Below are 20,580 nucleotides of genomic sequence, written 5' to 3' on the forward strand. Positions count from 1 at the left end.
GGCCTTTACGCAGTAGTTGCGTTCTCCAACTTAGGTTTTCTTACTTTCACTTTGGCAAACGCCTGTTCAAAATCTGCTTTGATATCATCTAAATGCTCAATACCTACTGACACCCGCAGCAGCGTGGGAGTTACCCCGGCTGATAGCTGCTCTTCTTCGTTCAGCTGCTGGTGGGTAGTAGAGGCCGGATGGATGATGAGGGTTTTGGCATCGCCCACGTTGGCCAGGTGGCTTACCAGCTCCAGGCTGTTCACAAACACCTCGGCTTCTTCTTTTCCGCCCTTCAGGTTAAAGCTTAGCACGCCCCCAAAACCGCGTTTCAGGTACTTTTTGGCGAGTTCATGGTAGGGGCTGGAAGGCAGGCCTGGATAATTCACGCTTTCCACCAAAGGATGCTTCTCCAGCCACTCAGCCAAAGCCTGTGCATTCTGCACCGTGCGGTCTACCCGCAGGGAAAGCGTCTCCAACCCTTGAATCAACTGAAAGGAGTTGAAGGGGCTCAAGGCCGGACCGAAATCACGTAGGCCTTCTACCCTAGCCCGAATGGCGAATGCGATGTTCCCGAACGGCCCGTTGGCGCCAAATACTTCCCAGAAGTTAAGGCCATGGTAGCCTTCAGACGGCTCGCTGAACTGCGGAAACTTGCCGTTGCCCCAGTTGAAGTTACCGCCGTCTACAATCACGCCGCCCACACTGGTACCGTGGCCGCCTATCCATTTGGTAGCGGAGGCTACCACCACATTAGCCCCATGTTCCAGTGGACGGAACAGGTAACCACCCGCGCCAAAGGTATTGTCTACCACCAATGGAATCTGGTGCCCGGCAGCTACGGCCGCAATGGACTCAAAATCCGGAATATTGAACCGGGGGTTCCCGATGGTCTCCAGGTAAAGGGCTTTGGTATTTTCGTCAATTAACGAGGCGTAAGTGGCAGGCTCGTCATTCTTGGCGAAGCGCACTTCAATGCCCAGGCGTTTAAAAGCGACTTTGAACTGGTTGTAAGAACCGCCATACAGGTTGCTGGAGGCCACAAAATTGTCTCCTGCCTGCAGGATGTTGTTCAAGGCGATAAATTGGGCCGCCTGGCCCGAGCCTACGGCCACCGCTGCTACGCCCCCCTCCAATGCCGCAATGCGTTTTTCAAACACATCGGTGGTGGGGTTCATGATGCGGGTATAAATATTCCCGAACTGCTTCAGGGCAAACAGGTTGGCGCCGTGCTCGGCGTTCTCAAAAACGTAGGAAGTGGTCTGGTAAATAGGTACTGCCCGTGAGCGAGTGGTGGCATCTATTTCCTGGCCAGCGTGCAGCTGAAGGGTTTCAAAACGATATGAAGTAGACATAATATTAGCCGGTTACAATTGAAGAATTGAACAAATTCAAGAGCCAGAAATACAAACAGGTTACAGGTTTCCTCCTGAAGCTGCTGTGCATCAGGTCCCTGAGAAAAAATTAATTAACTGGAGGGATTAACGACAACAGCAACAAATATCCATAATGGACATAGTGCACATTCGCGTAATGGAAGGGATAATAGAATGGGTAATACCTGTTGCCGCCATGTTCAGGCGCGGCGCTGCATTGTCAGAAGTGGCGTTGAATTGATTTTCCATCTTCGTATCAATTTATATTCCCCAGGTGGCAATATGTCCCCTGGGATCAGGACTTAGCACCTTACACGGCTGGTAGGTTGCTAGAGCTTCATTGAGCCTGTCTCTCCGCTCTTCTTTATAAATCAACTACCGGAATAATTGACTTGATGCTGCAAATCTATCAACGAAAAACTAAACCCCAAATAATTTTGAAAAAATTTTGCGAATTATTTTAAAAAACCAACAAATGTTAGTAAATGAGGAGGCAGATAAAACCAGACCGGAAAATAGAAATATTCTTGCCCCGTCTGTATCCTTTCCTAACTTTGCCTCCCTTAGTTATCTGCTATGCAAGCGTTAAAAGAAACCAATTTCCATTTTCCGCAACAGACCGGCTTTTACCGGGGAAAGGTGCGCGACGTGTATTATTTCAAAGACAAATTAGCCCTGGTGGCCACAGACCGCATTTCTGCGTTTGACGTGGTGCTACCCCGCGCTATTCCTTATAAGGGCCAGGTGCTGAACCAGATTGCCGCCTCTTTTCTGGAGGCTACCGCCAATGTGGTACCCAACTGGGTTTTGAGCCAGCCGGCGCCCAATGTGACCATTGGCCGCCAGTGCGAAACGTTTAAAGTGGAGATGGTGATCAGGGGTTACCTGGCCGGCCACGCTTGGCGCGAGTACAGCGCCGGCAAACGCACCCTCTGCGGGGTTACCCTGCCCGAGGGTCTGCGCGAGAATGACCCTTTCCCTGAGCCTATCATTACCCCTACCACCAAAGCCGCCGAAGGCCATGATGAAGACATCTCCCGGGAAGAAATCCTGCGCCAGGGAATAGTGGCCGAACAAGATTATGTACAATTAGAGGCATACACCCGGGCGCTGTTCAAACGGGGTTCAGAACTGGCCGCAGAGCGCGGATTGATCCTGGTGGACACCAAGTATGAATTTGGGAAAGCAGATGGCATCATTTATGTGATAGATGAAATACACACGCCTGATTCCTCAAGGTTCTTTTACTCAGAGGGTTACCAGGAGCGGCAGTCCAAGGGTGAACCACAGCGGCAACTTTCAAAGGAATTTGTACGTCAATGGCTCATTGAGAATGGTTTCCAGGGCAAGGAGGGACAGCAGGTCCCTGAAATGACCGACGCTAAGATATCAGAGATTTCACAGCGTTACATTGAATTGTACGAGCAGTTACTAGGCAAAAAGTTTGTTCCCCAGGACTATGCCAGTCAGCCACATACGCTACAGGAAAGTATTGCGGCCAACATTTTTTAGATTACATTGTTAAAGATATTCCACCAAAAATTGGTAGATTCGCACTCTAAACCTTTTTGCTGTTACTTATGAAGTACACAATTGATAAAAAAGAGAATTACACCATCATCACCATAGATGAAAAAAAGCTAGACACCACGATCGCGCCCGATTTGAAGTCTGAGTTTGTGAAGTTGAATGCAGAAGGTATTACCAACCTGATCCTGGATCTTACCAACGTAAAATATACTGATTCTTCCGGATTGTCTTCTATCCTGATTGCAAACCGTCTTTGCAACTCTTCCGGAGGGGTTCTTATCTTAACCGGCTTGCAAGAGCACGTAACCAAGTTAATCACCATCTCTAAGCTGGAGTCTGTTCTGAACATTCTGCCTACTGTAGAAGAAGGCATTGACCGCGTTTTCCTGCACGAGATTGAGAGCGATCTTACAAAAAAAGAAGAATAGTTTCTAAGCGGGTACTGCAGTTTGGATTTTGAGCTGAAAATACTTGGGAGCTCCTCTGCCACCCCGTCTTTTGAAAGAAATCATACGGCCCAACTACTCACGGTTGGCAATCAGATAAACCTGATTGATTGCGGCGAAGGTACACAAATGCAGCTGATGCGATACAAGGTAAAGCATCAGCGCATTTGTAACATCTTTATAAGTCACCTCCACGGTGACCATTACTTTGGCCTGGCAGGATTGCTTTCAACCATGCACCTGCAGCAGCGCACCGGCCACCTTAATCTCTTCGGCCCCAAAGGCCTGGCCGAGATCATCACCCTCCAATTTAAGTATGGCGGCACCCAACTCCCCTACCACATCAACTTTGTGGAAGTGGACACCACCGTCTGTAAAAAAATCTTTGAGGATAAATACATGACGGTGCACTCGCTGCCCATGCAGCACCGGGTGCCCTGCTGTGGTTTTCTCTTTAGGGAAAAGCCCAAGCCTCGTCACCTGCTCAAAGGCAAGCTCCCAGAGTTCCTCACGCCTCCGCAATTGGTAAGACTCAAGTGGGGCGAGGACATCCGCAACGAACAGGGCGAGATCCTGGTCCGTAACCAGGACGTCACCACCGAGCCTAAACGTAGCCGCAGTTACGCTTACTGCTCAGATACCAAGTACAAGGAAGATATTCTGCCTTATTTGAAAGGCGTGGATCTTCTCTATCATGAATCCACGTTCCTGAGCGACATGGAGCACCGCGCTATCCACACCTTCCACAGCACCGCTGCCCAGGCTGCTACCCTCGCGGAGAAAGCCCAGGTAAGAAGACTGCTCATCGGGCACTTTTCCGCCCGCTACAAAGACCTCACGCCTTTGCTGGAGGAAGCACAGTCAATTTTTCCTAATACAGCTTTGGCTACCGAGGGGAAAACGATTAGTGTGTTGGAGTAGAGCCCCTTTCATCTTATTCTTTTTTAGCCTGTTTTGGTGAATTTGGCCCTAAAATGAAGTAGCCGGGTACACACTTGCTTGCTTTGTGAAAGGCCACTTTCCGCCGTACAAATTCCATTTCATTTGTGGATTCGTAGTCCGTTTGTGCTGGCGTGGCGCTGTTGTTTGCGTGGGTTCAATTACTTTATTGTTGTATAGCTAAGCTCCGTGCGCTCACGGCCGCGGGGCCCCGCCTTCCGGCCTCGCGCCTTGCCAGCTTCCTTTGCTCCTTTCAGTCGCAATGCCTTCGGCACCGGAACCTGACAAGGCGCTCAACCGAAAGGCTGGAAAAAGAATATCCCGGTAGGAACGCCGAAGACCTCGCAGCGTCCGAAGGTCCTGCGAGCGTCTTTTCCCTTGTAGAGACTCAATGCCTTGCGTCTTTACACGCATTGCTGATAAGATTCTCCCCTTGAGGGGAGCGCAGTGGGGTGTTTACACCTCCTGGTCATGGCTTTTGCTCTTCACTTCCTATGGTTCAAGTCTGTGACTTGGACCCACTATGACCGGCAGTTTGTAACTGCCGTGAGGCCATAGCCTCATACCCTATTATGCTGTTGTTGCTTAACCTGGCCCTTTTCTTTAATCATAGGAGTGATTCCCCTCCTCGGAGGGGCTGGGGTGGGTTAACTTGCCATGGTTCAATGCAGTTCACAAAGAGATGAGGCCCAAAGCTTATTTGAAACAACATGCTTTCTTGGCTTTTTTGAAGAAACAGGCTTAAAACGGTTTATCTCTGGAAACTGTCTGTATTTCCGCAGCACGTTTTTTCTTTAGCTTCTTTCTATCATCTTTACATCAACAGAAGAACCACTTTCCAAGCACTTCCAGATCATGCAGCAGACAAGTACAGAACTAAACCATTTGGGTCAAAAGAAACGGCAGCTCTTTATGGTTCTCTGTGGCATTTTCCTTACCAATGCTTTGCTGGCGGAGTTGATCGGGGTTAAGATTTTTTCGGGTGAGGGGGTCTTTGGCTTAACCGGGGCGCAGATTCCGGTGCTGGGCACCAGGCTGGATTTTAACCTCACCGCCGGGGTCATCATCTGGCCGGTCGTCTTTATCACCACCGATATCATTAATGAATATTTCGGGAAAGACGGGGTAAGGCGCATCAGCTTTTTGACGGCGGCGCTCATTGCGTATGCATTCCTGGTGATTGTGGTTGCCACAGCCTTACCGCCGGCGCAGTTCTGGCAAGAGATCAACAGCCAGGGACCCAATGGTACTTCTTTTGACATGGATTACGCCTTCAGCAAGGTTTTCCGGCAGGGACTAGGAATCATTGTTGGCTCATTGGTAGCTTTCCTTTTGGGGCAGTTGCTGGATGCACACGTGTTCCATTGGCTCAAACACTTAACCGGCAGCCGCAAGATCTGGCTTAGGGCTACGGGCTCTACCCTGGTCTCGCAGTTGGTAGACACGGTGGTGGTTCTGTTTATCGCCTTTTACCTGTTCGGGGATTGGGACCTGAAGACGGTACTTTCGGTGTCGGTCATCAACTATCTATATAAATTCACGGTGGCGGTGGTGCTCACCCCTTTGCTGTACGTGGCCCATACCTTCATTGACCGGTACCTGGCCGAGGAGCACCATGTACCCATGGAAACTTTCATCGCCAAAGACTAGGTCACCGCCGTATCAGTTGCCCATGAGCCAACCTCCCTTGTACCTGCTGAGCGGTCTCTGCGCCGATGAACGCTTGTTCCAGTTCCTGCAATTGCGCCATCCAAACCCCAGGGTCATTCAATGGATTACCCCGGAGCCAGATGACACCATGTCTTCTTACGCCACCAAACTGATCCGGCAGATTGAACCTGGCCAGGAGCCTCCTATTTTGCTGGGCTTAAGCTTTGGCGGGATGGTCATCCAGGAGATCGCGAAGCAGATTCCAGTGAGGCGGTTGATTTTGCTGTCAAGCTTGGCCAATACACAAGAATTGCCCCTGCATTACAGGTTGGCGGGCAGTTTGCAGATGCACAAATGGCTGCCATTAGGCAAATTCAAACGCTGGACGTTTCCTGCTAATTGGCTGTTCGGGGCTCATACCAGTGATGAGAAACGCATCCTGCGCGACATCATCCGGGATACCGATGTTCCTTTTCTGCGTTGGTCTCTGCACCAAATACTGCATTGGCGGCACCAGGCTTCTACCCTGAATGTAGTAGCCATTCATGGCGACAGAGACCTGATTCTCCCTGTCCCGCAGTTCCCGCATCTGCATCTGGTGAAAGATGGCCAGCATCTCATGGTCATGAGCAAGGCCGAGGAAGTGAGCCTTCTAATCAACCAGTACCTGTACTAAAGGGTTTTTCGGGGCGATTCTGCAAAAACCAGTCTCAAACAGAAAGGCTTTCCCGTTTGCCCGGCAATCGCTTTCTTTGTACAAATTATCAGAATAACATGGCACGAATTCTCACCGGCATCCAAAGCAGTGGCCGTCCGCACCTGGGCAACCTGCTGGGCGCCATCCTTCCCGCAATAGAGCTTTCCAAAAAATCAGAAAACGATTCGCTTTATTTCATCGCCGATCTGCACTCGCTTACCTCTATTAGGGATGCGCAGGAGCGCCGAATGAACACTTATGCCGTAGCGGCTGCCTGGCTGGCCTTCGGGTTTGACACCGACCGTAACATCTTCTACCGCCAGTCAGACGTGCCTGAGGTGACTGAGTTGACGTGGTATCTGAGCTGTTTCGCGCCGTATCCTATGCTGGCCAACGCGCACTCCTTCAAAGACAAATCAGCCCGCCGCGGCCTCGCCGATGTGAACGCAGGGTTGTTCACCTACCCTATCCTCATGGCCGCCGATATCCTGCTCTACGATGCGGAGTTTGTACCCGTGGGCAAAGACCAGGTACAGCACCTGGAAATCACCCGTGATGTAGCCAGTTCTTTCAACCACATTTACGGAGAGACTTTTGTTTTGCCAGAGGCGAAGGTAGACGAGAGCGTGATGACGGTGCCCGGCATTGACGGCGAGAAGATGAGCAAATCATACGGCAATACCATTGACATTTTCCTGCCAGACAAAGAACTCCTCAAGCGCATCAAGAGCATCGTTTCAGACAGCAAAGCCTTAGAAGACCCCAAAGACCCGGCTACAGATAATACCTTCAAGCTGTATTCGCTGCTGGGCTCGGCTGAGCAGATTGAGACCATGCGCCAGAATTACATAGCGGGTGGTTACGGTTACGGCCACGCCAAACAGGCTTTGTATGACCTCATCATCACCAAATATGCCGAGCCGCGTGAGCGCTTCCAGTACTACATGAACAACCTGGCTGAAGTAGACGCCAAGTTAGCCGAAGGCGCTGCCAAAGCCCGCGCCATTGGCGCACCTGTTCTTCAGCGCGTGCGCGAGAAGCTGGGTTTTTAGTCTGTAGCAAGTAGCACGTATCAAGTAGCACGACTTTTAAACGAGAAAGCCGAAGCATCACTGCTTCGGCCTTCTCGTTTTTACTCCTATCTCTTGGCTACATGGTAAGCTTTTAAAGTATCTGAGGCTACATAGAAGTAAAACTGTTCTCCAGTTTCATCTGCCATGGGTACTTCGTACCAGTTTCCAGACCTCAACCGTTTATTTAACTTCTGAAGATTTTTAACTGGAACAACATTGGATGACTGAGGATTGGAAATGGAAATAGTATGTAGTTCTTTTTTCTCCCCATCAAAAAGAAGAAGAATACCTTGTTTCTGCAAAACCTCCATTTGTATTATATATCCTAGTTCAAAATAAAAGCCATTGAATTTATGAGCTGAAAGCTTCTTGCCATTCACATGGTATACAATGAGGTTATTGGTTTCTTCCTCATGGGTCTCCTCCCAATCATGCTTTTCCTTATTGTAGATTCGCTTTGTTGAATAATTGACAGCGACAAAAGATGTATCTGTTAAAAAAGCGGTAGCTACCATATCTGGTTTACCAAAAGAAAAAACGTAGCCATTTGGACCATACAACTTGTTACAAGTAAGATAATAGCTTCTGTTTGGGCTGGTTTGAACTTCACTGCTGCAATCTGCCCCAGTTGGTTCATAATGTAACAAATTGCCTTTTGAATCTGTGGAGAAGGAAGCCACTACCCCGAAATCACTCTCCGGCAAACAAAACAAAAGATCAAATATTGCATTCCCTTCAGTGGTTACGCCTTTGAAGTTTGGGGCATCTGGGGCGCTTTCTTTTATAAAACCATTATCACCAGCCTTTAAGAAATCAAGCTTGGTGAATTGCTTTTGGAAAACAAGCTTGCCGTTCTTGGTGAGCCGTATTTTATAGACGTGGTTGTGACATCTGAGTTTTTCAACTTGTACCTGCCTGCCTCCAACGCTATCAAACAAAACTTCTACTAAGGAACTGTCATTCAAACTGTAGCTTTCTGTGTAGGCTTTGTATACATCATCTCCAGCTTTGAATTCGCTCTCCACTTTATCATGATTATATTCCTCAAGGGTGTAAAGTGGTTGGGTTTCATACACGGTGTCATTCACTGGGACAGCTTCACTCTTAGCTTCAGTTATTGCCGCAGGTGCTTGTTTCGAGACGGGCTTTTGTTCCTGGCAAGAACACAGGGCTACATAAATCAAGAGACTAAGAAACGGGAGGACATATTTCATTCTGAAGAATAGGGACAATTAAGTGCAATAGCAACTGTCCTGCTTTGCAACTCATCATTTCAGGCCCATTTTTCGAAAGAGGGCTTGAAACAGAAAAGGCTCCTTTGCAGGGAGTGCCTGCAAAGGAGCCTTAGAATCTGGGGGTACTATGTTCTGGAATCCGGGGAATTATCCCTGCCAAACCTCCTCACGCACGTTTTTGCCTACGCTCAGGATTAAACGAGTTGGGTTAGGTACCAGCACCAGACGGGCTTCTTTGTTGGGGTAAGCGTCGGCTTCCACCCAAACGCCTTGCTTGCCGGTCAGGTCCACCTGTCCGTCGGCGTTCAGGCCTTCTGGCAGGTAGGCGGTAGGGAGCAACACATCAGTGTCTGGGCAGATTTTCATGTGCACATCGCCTAAAACGTCTTCCAGATACTCGCCGAAGTTGTCGTTGAACTCATCCTCCAAATCATGCAGCTCCTCTTCCACGTCATCGTAGCGGTCGTCGTTGTAAGAGAGTTTGCTTAGTTCCTGCTTTTTCTGGATTATAGTGACCAGCGCGGTATTCAGTTCCTGGATATTCATGGGTTCTTATTTTTTACAAATTTTATAACATCTGAGACTATTTCCAAGTAGACGGCCCAAATACCCTACGCGAAAAACCTATTTTCTTTCCTGCGCAATTATTCTATTTTTACACCAATTGTCATTCTAAACAGAGCATTATCCCTAAAAAACCCCTCTTATGGCTGAGCCCACCGATTTTCTACCCCTTAACGGTACAGATTACATCGAATTCTATGTGGGCAACGCCAAACAGAGTGCCTACTTCTACCAAGGTGCCTTCGGGTTTGAGCTGGTGGCTTACGCTGGCCCTGAGACCGGCGTGCGTGACCGTGCCTCTTACGTGCTGCAACAGGGAAAGATCAGGTTAGTGCTCACCACCTCTCTCCTGCCCGACTCGCCCATCTCAGAGCACGTGCGCCTGCACGGCGATGGCGTGAAGGTGATGGCCTTGTGGGTGGACGATGCTTACAAATCTTACGAGGAGACCACTAAACGCGGGGCCAGATCGGCGGGCGAGCCGCAGACCTTGACAGATGAATTTGGGGAGGTACGCATTTCCTCCATCTACACCTACGGCGAGACCATCCATACTTTTGTGGAGCGCAAGAACTACACCGGCGCGTTCATGCCGGGGTACAAGCCCCGCAAGAGTACTGCACCGGTGGCGCCCGTGGGCCTGAAGCACGTTGACCACTGCGTAGGCAACGTGGGTTGGGGCGAGATGAACACCTGGGTGGATTTCTACGCCAAGGTGATGGGCTTCCAGTTGCTGCTTACCTTTGACGATGAGGATATCTCCACGGAGTACTCGGCGCTTATGAGCAAGGTGATGAGCAACGGCAACGGCTACGTCAAATTCCCCATCAACGAGCCCGCCGAGGGAAAGAAGAAATCGCAGATTGAGGAGTACCTGGACTATTACCACGGCCCGGGTGTGCAGCACATCGCCATTGCCACCGATGATATTGTGTCTACCGTGGGTGAGCTGCGCCGACGCGGGGTAGAGTTCCTGAGCGTGCCCGCCTCCTACTACGCTGATCTGCTGGACCGCGTGGGCCACATTGACGAAGACCTGAAACCGCTGCAGGACCTCAACATTCTAGTGGACCGCGACAACGAGGGCTACCTGCTGCAGATCTTCACCAAACCCGTGGAGGACCGGCCTACCGTCTTCTATGAGATCATTCAGCGGAAAGGGGCCAAATCCTTCGGGAAGGGGAATTTCAAAGCCCTGTTTGAGTCAATTGAACGTGAACAAGCCCTGCGGGGTAACTTATAACCTAAGAAAGCCGTTCTGAGACTGTTTTCTCCAAAACAGCCCCTAAACGCTTTTGCCTTTTTCTACAAAACTATGGATAACAATCTATCGCTGGAGCCAGCCGTATTGACCAAGGTAAACACCTGGCTAGAGGGTGCCTATGACCAGGACACCAAGACCGAACTGCAACGCCTCATTGACAGCCAGGACTCTGATGCCCTGACGGATTCTTTCTACAAAGACCTGGAGTTTGGAACCGGCGGTCTGCGCGGCATCATGGGCGTGGGCAGCAACCGCATGAACCGCTACACGGTGGGCATGGCCACCCAAGGCCTGAGCAACTACCTGTTAAAGTCTTTCCCTGGTCAGCAGATCAGCGTGGCCATTGCGCACGACAGCCGCAACAACAGCCCCTATTTTGCCAACGTAGTGGCCGATGTGTTCAGCGCCAACGGCATTAAGGTGTATTTCTTCAGTGAACTGCGCCCCACGCCTGAGTTGTCCTTCGCTATCCGTCACCTGGGTTGCCAGAGCGGCGTAGTCTTGACGGCCTCGCACAACCCCAAAGAATACAACGGCTACAAAGCCTATTGGAACGATGGTGGCCAGGTAACCGCTCCGCACGACAAGAACATCATTGCCGAGGTAAACAAAATCACCTCGCTGGATCAGGTGAAATTTGAGCGCAACGAGGCGAATGTGGAATTTATCCTGGACGAGGTAGACCAGGCGTATCTGGACAAAGTGGCGACGCTTTCCGTGGATCCGGAGATGATCAAACGCCAGCATGACCTGAGCATCGTCTACACCCCTATCCACGGCACCGGTATAACCCTGGTGCCCCGCGCGCTGGAGCGTTTCGGGTTCACGAACGTGCACGTGCTGGAGGCGCAGGCCACCCCAGACGGAAACTTCCCGACAGTGGTATACCCGAACCCTGAGGAAAAAGACGCTATGAACCTGGCCATGCAGAAAGCCCAGGAACTGAACGCCGAGCTGGTGCTTGCCACTGACCCAGATGCTGACCGCGTGGGTATTGCCGTGCGTGACTTGAATGGCCAGTTTGTGCTCCTCAACGGAAACCAGACCGCTGCTCTGCTCACCTACTACATTCTGCAGGCCTGGAAAAAAGCGGGCAAACTCACCGGCAAAGAGTACGTGGTGAACACCATCGTGACCACCGATCTCATCAACCGCGTGGCTGAAGGCTTCGGGGTGGACTGCTACGAGACCCTTACAGGCTTCAAGTACATCGCCACTATTATGCGCGAGAAAGAAGGCGAAGCCCAGTACATCTGCGGCGGCGAGGAAAGCTACGGTTTCCTGGTGGGTGATTTCGTGCGCGACAAAGACGCGGTTTCTTCCTGCGCCATGATCGCGGAGATGGCCGCGGCGGCCAAAGACCAGGGCAAGAGCCTTTATGAGCTCATGATCCAGATGTACCAGGAGTTTGGCTACTACAAAGAGGACTTGATCTCTTTGACTAAAAAAGGCCATAGAGGTGCCCAGGAAATCCAGGAGATGATGCAGGAACTGCGCGAGAATCCGCCTAAGACTATTGCGGGTTCTGAAGTAGTGGAGTTGATTGACTACAAAACCGGCTTCCGGAGAAACCTGCGCACCGGCGAGGAAAGCGCCACCGGCCTGGAAAGCTCCAACGTGCTCCAGTTCCTAACTGAGGACGGCACCAAGGTATCAGCCAGACCATCGGGTACCGAGCCTAAGATCAAGTTCTACTTCAGCGTACGCGAGCCCCTGGCTTCTGCCGATGAATTTGACCAAGTAGGTCAGAAACTGAATGACAAAATCCAGCGGATCATCACCGATCTGAACTTGAAATAATTTATCCTTTTCAAACAAGAAGGGCCTTCCTGTAACCTACAGGAAGGCCCTTCTGTTTTAAGGCTGTTTTACCCAAAACAAGCCTAAAGCCCCAAGGGTAGTATAGTAAAGTATTGAATTTCTTTGCATTACATAAGCAATTGATTAACTTAACCATATCTTAACAGGTCCCCCTGATCCTCGTTTTGGGTTTATCCAAAAACACCCTCCCGCCTTACACACAATAGCACTTGTTCCTGGGTGCAGTGTCGTTAGTTGAAGCTCATTTTTAATAACTGGGCCTAAACCAATGAAATTCCTTTTACTACTTTTTACACTTCTCTGCTTTAACCTGGCTTTGGGGCAGAAAAAAGAGCCTTATCCTAAAGGTTCACAGGCGTATTACCTGAAAATCGCCGATACCCAGCATACTTTGGCTACGATCACCGCGGCAACTGGAATAACCACTGCTTCCGTAGGTTTGATAATGGTTATGTCCCAGTTCGGGAAGGATTCAGGACCTAACGGTTCTGGCGGAAATGGCAAAATCATGGACCGGGGAGATATGTTGGGGTATCTTGGCTTAGGGCTTATGGTGATTAGTATTCCCTTTAGGATCAGCTCAAAGATCAACTATAACAAGGCCATGTCCTTGTCTTTCTTAGAGACTATCTCTCCCCCACTACAAACCGGTGGCCCTGCTTCAGGGCAAATCATGTCTATCGCCATCAAGGTTAAACTGGCCAAATGAAAATGATCTATAAAAAATTCATTTATCTAAACCTCATCTTAAAATGATCAAATATGAAATTGAAAATCATTTTATTCCCAATTCTATTCTTTGCCTTGCTCTCCACCAAAACCGAAGCACAAACCAGTAAAGATATCCAAGGCACCTGGCGGGTTGTTACCACCACCATAAAATTCCCCAATGGTGATGAATTCAAAATGGACAGTACTACCCATAACCTGACCAAAACCATTACCCAAAACAGAATTATTTTCACGGTCTACGACCGGAAAACCGATAGTCTCCTGATCACTGCCCAAGGAAAGGCAAGCACCAAAGGCAACCAGTACACCGAGCGCTTTGAACAGTCATCAGACAAAACCATGATAGGCGAGCCTTTAGTGTTTACTTACAAAGTGCAAGGAAACAAGTTGTCTTATGAGGGTGGGCATAAGGGCATGCATATTGTGGAAGTCCTTAGAAGGATTGAATGACGGCAATATTTTAAGACGACATCAATCCATCTGCCAGGCTACCGCAGGCAACAAGCCTAAGGAATAGCTCTGCTTAAGCGTACGCGCGGAATTAGTTTTCGAGAATGGATTCTAAAACTACCCTCTTATCAAAGTAGCCCATCGACCTCCGTTTTTCACGTCATTGGATAGGGTGTCTTGTGCTAGTAAAACGCAAGGCATGATCTTTACACCTTAATACTTTATAAATGTTTATAAATCAAATAATTAAATAAATATAAAGAATTGCAGCTTTTGATAATTACCAGGGTTTAAACCCAGCCGGCTGCACTATAGAAGTATATGATTCCCTCTTTATTCAACTGTAAGAATGGCGCAAAAAAATGCTGTATAAGAGTAAAGCTTTATTATGTATTTTATGAAAAAGGTATTCCTATACATAAAAATTTTCCTTCCAATATTCATCCTGGGTCTTCTAACTTCTTGTGAGGATAGCGATGATGAATCAGAAAGGGTATACTTTGAAATGACTAGTACCACTTGGTATCGCTTTTCACCCACTGCTCCTGCCCCGGCGGTTGTTAACGGTACAACCTATACAAGTTTTGCTTACTTACCTGGCGGTGGCACCGGAACTGCTACAAACATGGGTAACATCAACACCTTCTTTAATCAATTGGCTTATACTTCTGATGCCACCGTCCCCCAGCCAGTTCCCGTAGGTACACTCCCTGCCTCAGTGTCCTTAATTCCAACCCTTCCTGTTTTAGGCGCGCCACTTCCCTTGATCCAGGCCGGGGATTTCAATGCCCTGACTTCCGCCAACACGTTGCTTCAAATTCCGCCTTCAGATGGCTCCGGTAGAGTAATCAATTCTGTCATTTTCAATAGCAGCGGTGATGCCCTGTTTACTACCCCCACCAGTCCGTCAGTTATCACACCAGTTTCACCTACCAGATTGAATTTAACGGGCAAGTTAACCGTGGTGGGCGGTAGAGGTAAATTTGCTAATGCAACCGGTGACTTGGACTTAACGGTTTTCTTCAACCCCACTAATCCCAACGATGCGGGCTATAACGTTGAAGGTTGGATTGAATACTAAATTTGAGACTGGTCTCCTTTAGATTTCGTCTTGTCAAGTGGCTCTCCTGACCTTCACCGGTGAGAGAACTGAATCTGGAATCGAATTCATTTTAAGCGTTTGTGAAAAATTGGGATAAAACTCCAGTAAGCAGAAAGCCCCTCCTATTCTTGTTAGGAAGGGCTTTTTGCCTTGGAACCTCTTTCAGGAACCGAAGCCTAAAACTTCTCTTCTCTAAAGTTGATATGCGTAAAAGTTAGAGTAAATTCGCTCTGTATAAAGCTCCCGTTATGGAGCCAGTTTTGTAAAAAAGACCAGGAAATGAGAATCTGTGTAGTTCAGACCAAACCAGTTAAGGGAGACATCCAAAGTAATATAAACCAGCACTTACAGTTGATAACTCAGATACTGCCCTCAAGACCGGATATCATCATTTTCCCGGAACTTTCCATTACCGGATACGAACCAGGGCTGGCCCAGCATTTAGCTACTTTGCCGGAAGACTCTAGGTTTGACATCTTCCAGCAGACCAGTGACACCGCGAACGTAACCATTGGCATAGGTGTCCCCACCAAATCGGGAGCGGGAACTTGTATCAGTCTGGTGTTCTTTCAGCCTCATCAGCCAAGGCAAACCTATTCTAAGAAATACCTGCACGCAGATGAGGAGCCATTCTTCGTAGGGGGCCAAAACAACATCAGCTTTCTTAGTCAAAACCCTAAGGTGGCACTGGCCATTTGCTATGAGGTATTTGTTCCCGAACACGCTCAAGATGCCTCCAGAAATGGAGCAGAAATCTACCTAGCCAGCGTGGCCAAATCAGTGAAGGGCATGGACAAAGCCATAGAGAGAATGACCGATATTTCTAAGGGTTATGGCATGACCATAGGCCTGGCCAATTGCGTGGGCTTCTCCGATAACTTTACCTGCGGCGGTAAATCATCTATCTGGAATCACCAAGGCGAACTGCTGGGCCAACTCAACGGCACTGAGGAAGGCTTCCTGATGCTGGACACCACTACCCAGGAACTGGTTCAAAGGCAAATCCCTGTTCTGGCCGTTCACCAAGCCTAATCCAACCCAGCGCAACAGCTGGTTCCTAGATTTAAATTGGTCCTTTAGGTGGCAATGAATCCCGACAAGTTCAGGCAGTTCTGTTTTTGGTATGTTTTTCTCTAAATAGCCTAAAAACAGAACTGCTCTAACATCAAAAAGCCACAGACTTATTCCATTCACCACAATTAACCTGCATCTATACAAAACTAGTTGGCCGGCACCGGAAAAAACGTTTTGAGGTTATTGTGGTTACTTTATTGATTCCCGTATTTTTTTGGGCAGTTCTCTTCTTCAAAGGTGATTGAACAAAAGAATGAGTTTTATTCAATCACTTTAAAACAGAGTACAGGATTTTCCAATTTTTATTATAGTTTTAGTTTCAATAAGGGAAACTATTGCTCTGATAAGGAGTACTCATGGAGATTAGGTGAGGGTACCTTCCAGCTTGCAGTCTTCAGGGAGGCTCAAACCATTGCCCACCAGGATTAGCGCTCAACAGGATTGTGTATTTGGTTTTATTGTGTATTTTAGGTGGGGGCTTGGTCCGCAAGAACCTTTAGCAGAGCAAAGCCAGGTACCCGGTGCTTCTTCCTTTTAACCTGGGTAAATGATTTAAGGGCGGAGTATAATAAAATCCCCTTTTTTACGATTAATAACAAGAGGTTCATACACTTAAGAAGAAAGAACATTTGATATAACTATTACCACACTCCTACATCTGGATCAAATTAGAAAGGCACTCTGTTTCTGGATTGGCAGACGGAATAGTTCTGTGGAATTTCCTTCTTCAACATGTTTACCTGTATTTGATGTTGTTTACTTATTCCAGAAAACCGAATGCATTCATTCAAAAGCTATCTGCTGATATTTGCTATATATCTCTATAGCTCCTCTTTCCTTTTAGGGCAAACCACTCCGCCAACACCTTGTGGGGCTGCCATAACCCCTCCGGCTCAAACAACAGTCTGCTCTGGCACTCCCTTGACCGCCACTCCTTCCGGACAGGGTTTTCTGTACCAATGGCAAAAAGACGGAGTCAATATCCCAAACGCAAACCAAAGCACTTTTCCCCTGGAAGAGTCGGGCCGCTATACGGTTATTGTGAGAGGGCCTTCCTGCGCCGCAGATACGTCTGATGCCGTGACCATGACGGTGAACAAAGAGGAAGCAAAGTTCACGGTGGAGAAACGCGAGCGCATGACGCCCCAGAGTGCCGACACTTGCGGTATCCCAGTAAAGGTGACCCTGAAAAATGAGTCAACCCCAGCCACCGGCTTAACCTACGCCTGGGAGATCACCGACAGCAGCGACGAGCAGGTTCCCACCACCGTGGCTAAATTCATTGAGGGCACCGATTCCACCTCTGAAAACCCCATCATTCAGTTCAACCTGAAAGGTAGTTACACCATCAGGCTCCGCATTAAAGGCGCTTGCTTTGATCCAAATAACCCTGATGGTCCGGAAGATCCGGTTGATCCGGATAACCCAGACCAGGAATCTGATGGCCGGTATGTACATGAAGAGAATGTAGTCATTGTGTATCCGCAGGCTAATCCCCAGGCAATAAGTGAATGCGAGGACCTTTCTCCCAATGCTCCACCGTTGACCATCAATGGAAGTCAGTTAATTGGAAGTCAGGACGGCAAACTGGATTATAACTTAGGCACGCTTAGACCTGGGTCCATTCAATGGACAATTGTTTCTGGAACAGGGGCTACCATCAGTGACCCAACCGCTGAAAACCCAAGGTTTACTTTCCCTAAAAGGGGCTCTTATGTGGTTTCCTTAGTATATGCAAACGAGTGCGAATTCTCTGATGTTTTACAGGGACCAACGCTCATCAACATAGACTTCACCCCTCTGCCAGCCAAGCCATTCTTACAGGTAACTCAGACTTCTACCTGCGCTGGCGGTACCTATGAGATTGCGCCAAGCCCTAATGACCCTACCAAACTCTACAATTTCTATTCTTCAGCTACCAGCACCACTCCGTTGAACACTAGCGGACCAGTTCCCTCCTATTTTGCGGGTCCGGTAACCAGCAGAATGGTATTCTACATCACCGCCGTGGAGAATGGCTGCGAGAGCTTAGAACGCGCTGAGTTTACCATCAACATCATCCAGCAGGATATCCAGAACACCATTGGCACGGCCCAGACCATCTGCGCGGATACCAAACCAGCCGCTTTAACCGGGAATGATGCCCGGGTAGGCACCAACCGCCCTATCTACCTCTGGGAAAGCCGTACCGAAGGCGAAACCGAGTTCTCTCCTGCTGAAGGCCGAAACGACCAGCAGAGCTACTCCCCTTCTGAATTGTCGCAAACCACAGATTACCGGCGCACAGTAACCTTTGAAGGTTGCGAAACACCAAACCTCAGCAATGTGATCACCATTGAGGTTCTACCGGTGATTGACCCAAGCGAAAACACCATTGAGGTGGACAGGGCGTTGGTTTGCAGAGGAGACGCACCCACCTTCAGCGGTAACCTGCTCTCCGGCGATATTGAATACGTTTGGCAAAGCAGCACCACCAGCGCCACTGCTGGCTTCGTGGATGCCGCTGCCGCTCCTGGCTCAGATAACAAAAACGGGGCATCCTTTACCCCTGCCTTCGTGTCTCAGCCCACATGGTTCAGAAGAGTGGCCAGATACAAGAACTCCAACTGCGGATTTGTACCATCGGCGGAAGCCATCAAAATTGATATTGAGGAATTGCCCCAGGCGCCTATTGTAAAGTCAGCTGATGTGAGTACCTGCCAGGGAAGTTCAGCGACGCTGGAAGTGCTGCCTGCTACCGGTAACTTCACCTACGCCTGGTACACCGAGGCCACTGGCGGCACGCCTATCGGGTCTGGTTCACCTTTCGCCACGCCACCATTAACGGGTAATGCTACCTTCTACGTGGAAGCCATTAGTGCCAATGAATGCGTGAGCGCCCGCCGTACGGCCGTAAGGGTGACGGTTGCCCCAATCTCCGCTAACGCCGGCAGAGACACCACTATCATTCAGGGCCAGATTGTGCAGTTGAATGCCACCGGTGGTAACACGTACAAATGGACCCCTACCACCGGACTGGACAACCCGAACGTGGCTAACCCATTGGCCTCCCCGTCTGTGACCACTACTTACACGGTGACGGTTTCCAGTGGGGCCGGCTGCGAGGCGGTAGATGATGTTACCATTACCGTTCTGCCGCGCATTGTGATTGTGAACACATTCAGCCCTAACCGCGACGGTATCAATGAAACCTGGGAGATCCAGAACATTGAGAACTTCCCGGATGCTACCGTGGAGATCTTTAACCGCTACGGCGCCCAGGTATTCAAGTCAACCGGGTACAGCCAGCCTTGGGATGGAACCCATAATGGTAGTCCGTTGCCACTGGCCACTTACTACTACATTATCCGGTTGAAGAAAGATGAAAAGCCATTCACGGGCAGCGTTACCATTATCAAATAAAATCAGATGAAGAGATATTTAGGCGCTTTTTTGGTTCTGCTGCTCCTGACTGCCCCGGCCTGGGCCCAGCAGCGGCCGCAGTTTAGCCAATACATGATCAATAGTTATTTACTTAATCCGGCCATTACGGGCATAGAAGATTACACCGAGGTAAAGATTGGGACGCGTCAGCAATGGGTTGGCCTTGAAGGCGCACCCAAAACCTATCATATCAGCGCGCATACCCCGTTAAACAAGCAGGTCTCCAGTGTTCGCAACGTAGGCAAGGGAATCACCAGCACCCGTACCGTGAACCAGAACCGATTTGTGCGGGCGTATCCGCACCACGGTGTGGGGGTGCAGGTCATCAGAGATGAAACAGGTCCGTTGAGCCGCACCAACGCCAACCTCACCTACGCATACCACTTGCCTATTACCAAAACCATTACAGTGTCTATGGGCGCCAGCGCGGGCATTCTGCGTAACAGCTTCAATCCCAGTAAAGCCACATTCACCAACCCCAGCGACCCCGCTATAGGCAGTGACTACGTGAACCGCAACTACTTTGACCTGGGCGTAGGCACCTGGATTTACTCTAACCAGTTCTTTGTGGGACTGTCCGGGGCCCAGCTCCTGAAAAGCAAACGCGACCTGAACCCAGAACAGGAAGACGAGCAGTCTAACAATGTGCTGCAAAAGCACTTCATTGGTACCGCTGGTTATAAATTCAACGTGGGCCGCGATGTTGTTCTGATCCCCTCCATTCTGGCGAAGTTCACCAGCCCCAGCCCTTCCACCCTGGATTTTAACCTGAGGGCCTTGTACGCCGACCGGGTGTGGGCAGGTGTCTCTTTCCGGAACCAGGATGCTTTCGCCATCATGACTGGGGTGAACATCAGCACCATCATGGACCTCAGCTACTCCTATGATTACAACACCTCTGAACTGAACATCGCCAACTCAGGCACCCATGAAGTGGTTCTGGGACTCAAGCTCTTCAACAAAGGAAAAGTAATCTGCCCCAGATGGATGCACTAATACCTGATTATCATTCTTAAACAGCAGCGGCCCAATTCTTAGGAATTGGGCCGCTGCTGTTTTTAGGCACTTTTGCTGAAAACGGCTCTTAAATACGGCAAGCCGTTCATCTAATTACTAGTTGTGCAAGGCGGTTAATAGAGACAAGGCGGTGCCTGGTCTCTACTTGTGCTGATATGTAGGGGCAATCCCTTGTGGTTGCCCTGGCTCTTGGTGAAGG

17 protein-coding genes and 1 riboswitch are annotated in these 20,580 nt (G+C 49.3%); of the genes, 14 read left to right on the forward strand and 3 right to left on the reverse strand.

All coding sequences use genetic code 11. The annotated features are described in order from the left end of the window. Positions 1 to 5: 5 nt before the first annotated feature. Positions 6 to 1,343, reverse strand: a complete 1,338-nt coding sequence (locus J3P35_RS14135; protein WP_210465225.1) for an O-acetylhomoserine aminocarboxypropyltransferase/cysteine synthase family protein — start codon at positions 1,341 to 1,343, stop codon at positions 6 to 8. 279 nt (positions 1,344 to 1,622) lie between these two features. Then, a riboswitch (SAM riboswitch) is annotated at positions 1,623 to 1,737 on the reverse strand. Positions 1,738 to 1,940: 203 nt separating this feature from the next. Here J3P35_RS14135 and J3P35_RS14140 point away from each other — a divergent pair. The 6 genes from J3P35_RS14140 (at position 1,941) to trpS (ending at position 7,678) form a co-directional block, all read left to right on the forward strand. Then, entirely contained in the window at positions 1,941 to 2,876 is a 936-nt protein-coding gene (locus J3P35_RS14140) for a phosphoribosylaminoimidazolesuccinocarboxamide synthase (RefSeq protein ID WP_210465226.1), read from the forward strand. Positions 2,877 to 2,944: 68 nt separating this feature from the next. Next, positions 2,945 to 3,322 (forward strand): STAS domain-containing protein, encoded by a 378-nt coding sequence (locus tag J3P35_RS14145; protein WP_062545662.1) that lies wholly within the window; start codon positions 2,945 to 2,947, stop codon positions 3,320 to 3,322. Between the two features lie 21 nt (positions 3,323 to 3,343). Continuing rightward, positions 3,344 to 4,261, forward strand: a complete 918-nt coding sequence (locus tag J3P35_RS14150) for a ribonuclease Z (protein WP_210465227.1) — start codon at positions 3,344 to 3,346, stop codon at positions 4,259 to 4,261. A gap of 930 nt (positions 4,262 to 5,191) precedes the next feature. Then, positions 5,192 to 5,929 carry a queuosine precursor transporter gene (locus J3P35_RS14155; protein WP_246850216.1) on the forward strand — a complete coding sequence of 246 codons (738 nt, stop codon included), beginning with the start codon at positions 5,192 to 5,194 and terminating at the stop codon, positions 5,927 to 5,929. A gap of 22 nt (positions 5,930 to 5,951) precedes the next feature. Beyond that, a complete protein-coding gene (locus J3P35_RS14160) occupies positions 5,952 to 6,605 on the forward strand; it encodes an alpha/beta fold hydrolase (protein ID WP_210465229.1) in 654 nt (217 codons plus the stop codon). A gap of 98 nt (positions 6,606 to 6,703) precedes the next feature. After that, entirely contained in the window at positions 6,704 to 7,678 is a 975-nt protein-coding gene (trpS, locus tag J3P35_RS14165) for a tryptophan--tRNA ligase (protein WP_210465230.1), read from the forward strand. Between the two features lie 86 nt (positions 7,679 to 7,764). On the opposite strand, the gene J3P35_RS14170 is transcribed toward trpS, so the two are convergent. Both J3P35_RS14170 and J3P35_RS14175 read right to left on the reverse strand, forming a co-directional pair. After that, the gene (locus J3P35_RS14170) at positions 7,765 to 8,913 is read right to left on the reverse strand and encodes a DUF4738 domain-containing protein (protein ID WP_210465231.1); all 1,149 of its coding nucleotides are present in this window, start codon (positions 8,911 to 8,913) and stop codon (positions 7,765 to 7,767) included. 168 nt (positions 8,914 to 9,081) lie between these two features. Next, a complete protein-coding gene (locus J3P35_RS14175) occupies positions 9,082 to 9,480 on the reverse strand; it encodes a hypothetical protein (RefSeq protein WP_210465232.1) in 399 nt (132 codons plus the stop codon). 160 nt (positions 9,481 to 9,640) lie between these two features. Here J3P35_RS14175 and hppD point away from each other — a divergent pair, with 160 nt between their 5' ends. From hppD to J3P35_RS14215, 8 genes are all read left to right on the forward strand, one after another. Beyond that, positions 9,641 to 10,741 carry a 4-hydroxyphenylpyruvate dioxygenase gene (gene hppD / locus J3P35_RS14180; RefSeq protein ID WP_210465233.1) on the forward strand — a complete coding sequence of 367 codons (1,101 nt, stop codon included), beginning with the start codon at positions 9,641 to 9,643 and terminating at the stop codon, positions 10,739 to 10,741. 72 nt (positions 10,742 to 10,813) lie between these two features. Then, positions 10,814 to 12,562, forward strand: coding sequence for a phospho-sugar mutase (locus J3P35_RS14185; RefSeq protein WP_210465234.1), 1,749 nt, complete (start codon positions 10,814 to 10,816; stop codon positions 12,560 to 12,562). A gap of 289 nt (positions 12,563 to 12,851) precedes the next feature. After that, positions 12,852 to 13,292, forward strand: coding sequence for a hypothetical protein (locus tag J3P35_RS14190; protein ID WP_210465235.1), 441 nt, complete (start codon positions 12,852 to 12,854; stop codon positions 13,290 to 13,292). A 53-nt stretch (positions 13,293 to 13,345) separates the two neighbouring features. Next, a complete protein-coding gene (locus tag J3P35_RS14195; protein ID WP_210465236.1) occupies positions 13,346 to 13,765 on the forward strand; it encodes a hypothetical protein in 420 nt (139 codons plus the stop codon). A 397-nt stretch (positions 13,766 to 14,162) separates the two neighbouring features. Continuing rightward, entirely contained in the window at positions 14,163 to 14,846 is a 684-nt protein-coding gene (locus tag J3P35_RS14200; RefSeq protein WP_210465237.1) for a hypothetical protein, read from the forward strand. A gap of 300 nt (positions 14,847 to 15,146) precedes the next feature. Next, a complete protein-coding gene (locus J3P35_RS14205) occupies positions 15,147 to 15,899 on the forward strand; it encodes a carbon-nitrogen hydrolase family protein (RefSeq protein WP_210465238.1) in 753 nt (250 codons plus the stop codon). Positions 15,900 to 16,862: 963 nt separating this feature from the next. Further along, positions 16,863 to 19,343 (forward strand): gliding motility-associated C-terminal domain-containing protein, encoded by a 2,481-nt coding sequence (locus J3P35_RS14210; RefSeq protein WP_210465239.1) that lies wholly within the window; start codon positions 16,863 to 16,865, stop codon positions 19,341 to 19,343. Between the two features lie 6 nt (positions 19,344 to 19,349). After that, complete coding sequence (locus J3P35_RS14215; RefSeq protein ID WP_210465240.1) at positions 19,350 to 20,360, forward strand: PorP/SprF family type IX secretion system membrane protein; 1,011 nt, start codon at positions 19,350 to 19,352, stop codon at positions 20,358 to 20,360. Positions 20,361 to 20,580: the final 220 nt, after the last annotated feature.

The sequence above is a fragment of the Rufibacter roseolus genome, from assembly GCF_017916365.1.
Taxonomy (GTDB): domain Bacteria; phylum Bacteroidota; class Bacteroidia; order Cytophagales; family Hymenobacteraceae; genus Nibribacter; species Nibribacter roseolus.

What these genes read in the sequence shown, in the direction of transcription:
- J3P35_RS14155 (WP_246850216.1), top strand. Translation starts at nt 5,192, where the DNA reads ATGGTTCTCTGTGGCATTTTCCTTACCAATGCTTTGCTGGCGGAGTTG.
- J3P35_RS14145 (WP_062545662.1), top strand. Translation starts at nt 2,945, where the DNA reads ATGAAGTACACAATTGATAAAAAAGAGAATTACACCATCATCACCATA.
- J3P35_RS14140 (WP_210465226.1), top strand. Translation starts at nt 1,941, where the DNA reads ATGCAAGCGTTAAAAGAAACCAATTTCCATTTTCCGCAACAGACCGGC.
- J3P35_RS14170 (WP_210465231.1), bottom strand. Translation starts at nt 8,913, where the DNA reads ATGAAATATGTCCTCCCGTTTCTTAGTCTCTTGATTTATGTAGCCCTG.
- J3P35_RS14185 (WP_210465234.1), top strand. Translation starts at nt 10,814, where the DNA reads ATGGATAACAATCTATCGCTGGAGCCAGCCGTATTGACCAAGGTAAAC.
- J3P35_RS14135 (WP_210465225.1), bottom strand. Translation starts at nt 1,343, where the DNA reads ATGTCTACTTCATATCGTTTTGAAACCCTTCAGCTGCACGCTGGCCAG.
- J3P35_RS14175 (WP_210465232.1), bottom strand. Translation starts at nt 9,480, where the DNA reads ATGAATATCCAGGAACTGAATACCGCGCTGGTCACTATAATCCAGAAA.
- J3P35_RS14195 (WP_210465236.1), top strand. Translation starts at nt 13,346, where the DNA reads ATGAAATTGAAAATCATTTTATTCCCAATTCTATTCTTTGCCTTGCTC.
- J3P35_RS14200 (WP_210465237.1), top strand. Translation starts at nt 14,163, where the DNA reads ATGAAAAAGGTATTCCTATACATAAAAATTTTCCTTCCAATATTCATC.
- J3P35_RS14160 (WP_210465229.1), top strand. Translation starts at nt 5,952, where the DNA reads ATGAGCCAACCTCCCTTGTACCTGCTGAGCGGTCTCTGCGCCGATGAA.
- J3P35_RS14190 (WP_210465235.1), top strand. Translation starts at nt 12,852, where the DNA reads ATGAAATTCCTTTTACTACTTTTTACACTTCTCTGCTTTAACCTGGCT.
- hppD (WP_210465233.1), top strand. Translation starts at nt 9,641, where the DNA reads ATGGCTGAGCCCACCGATTTTCTACCCCTTAACGGTACAGATTACATC.
- J3P35_RS14205 (WP_210465238.1), top strand. Translation starts at nt 15,147, where the DNA reads ATGAGAATCTGTGTAGTTCAGACCAAACCAGTTAAGGGAGACATCCAA.
- trpS (WP_210465230.1), top strand. Translation starts at nt 6,704, where the DNA reads ATGGCACGAATTCTCACCGGCATCCAAAGCAGTGGCCGTCCGCACCTG.
- J3P35_RS14215 (WP_210465240.1), top strand. Translation starts at nt 19,350, where the DNA reads ATGAAGAGATATTTAGGCGCTTTTTTGGTTCTGCTGCTCCTGACTGCC.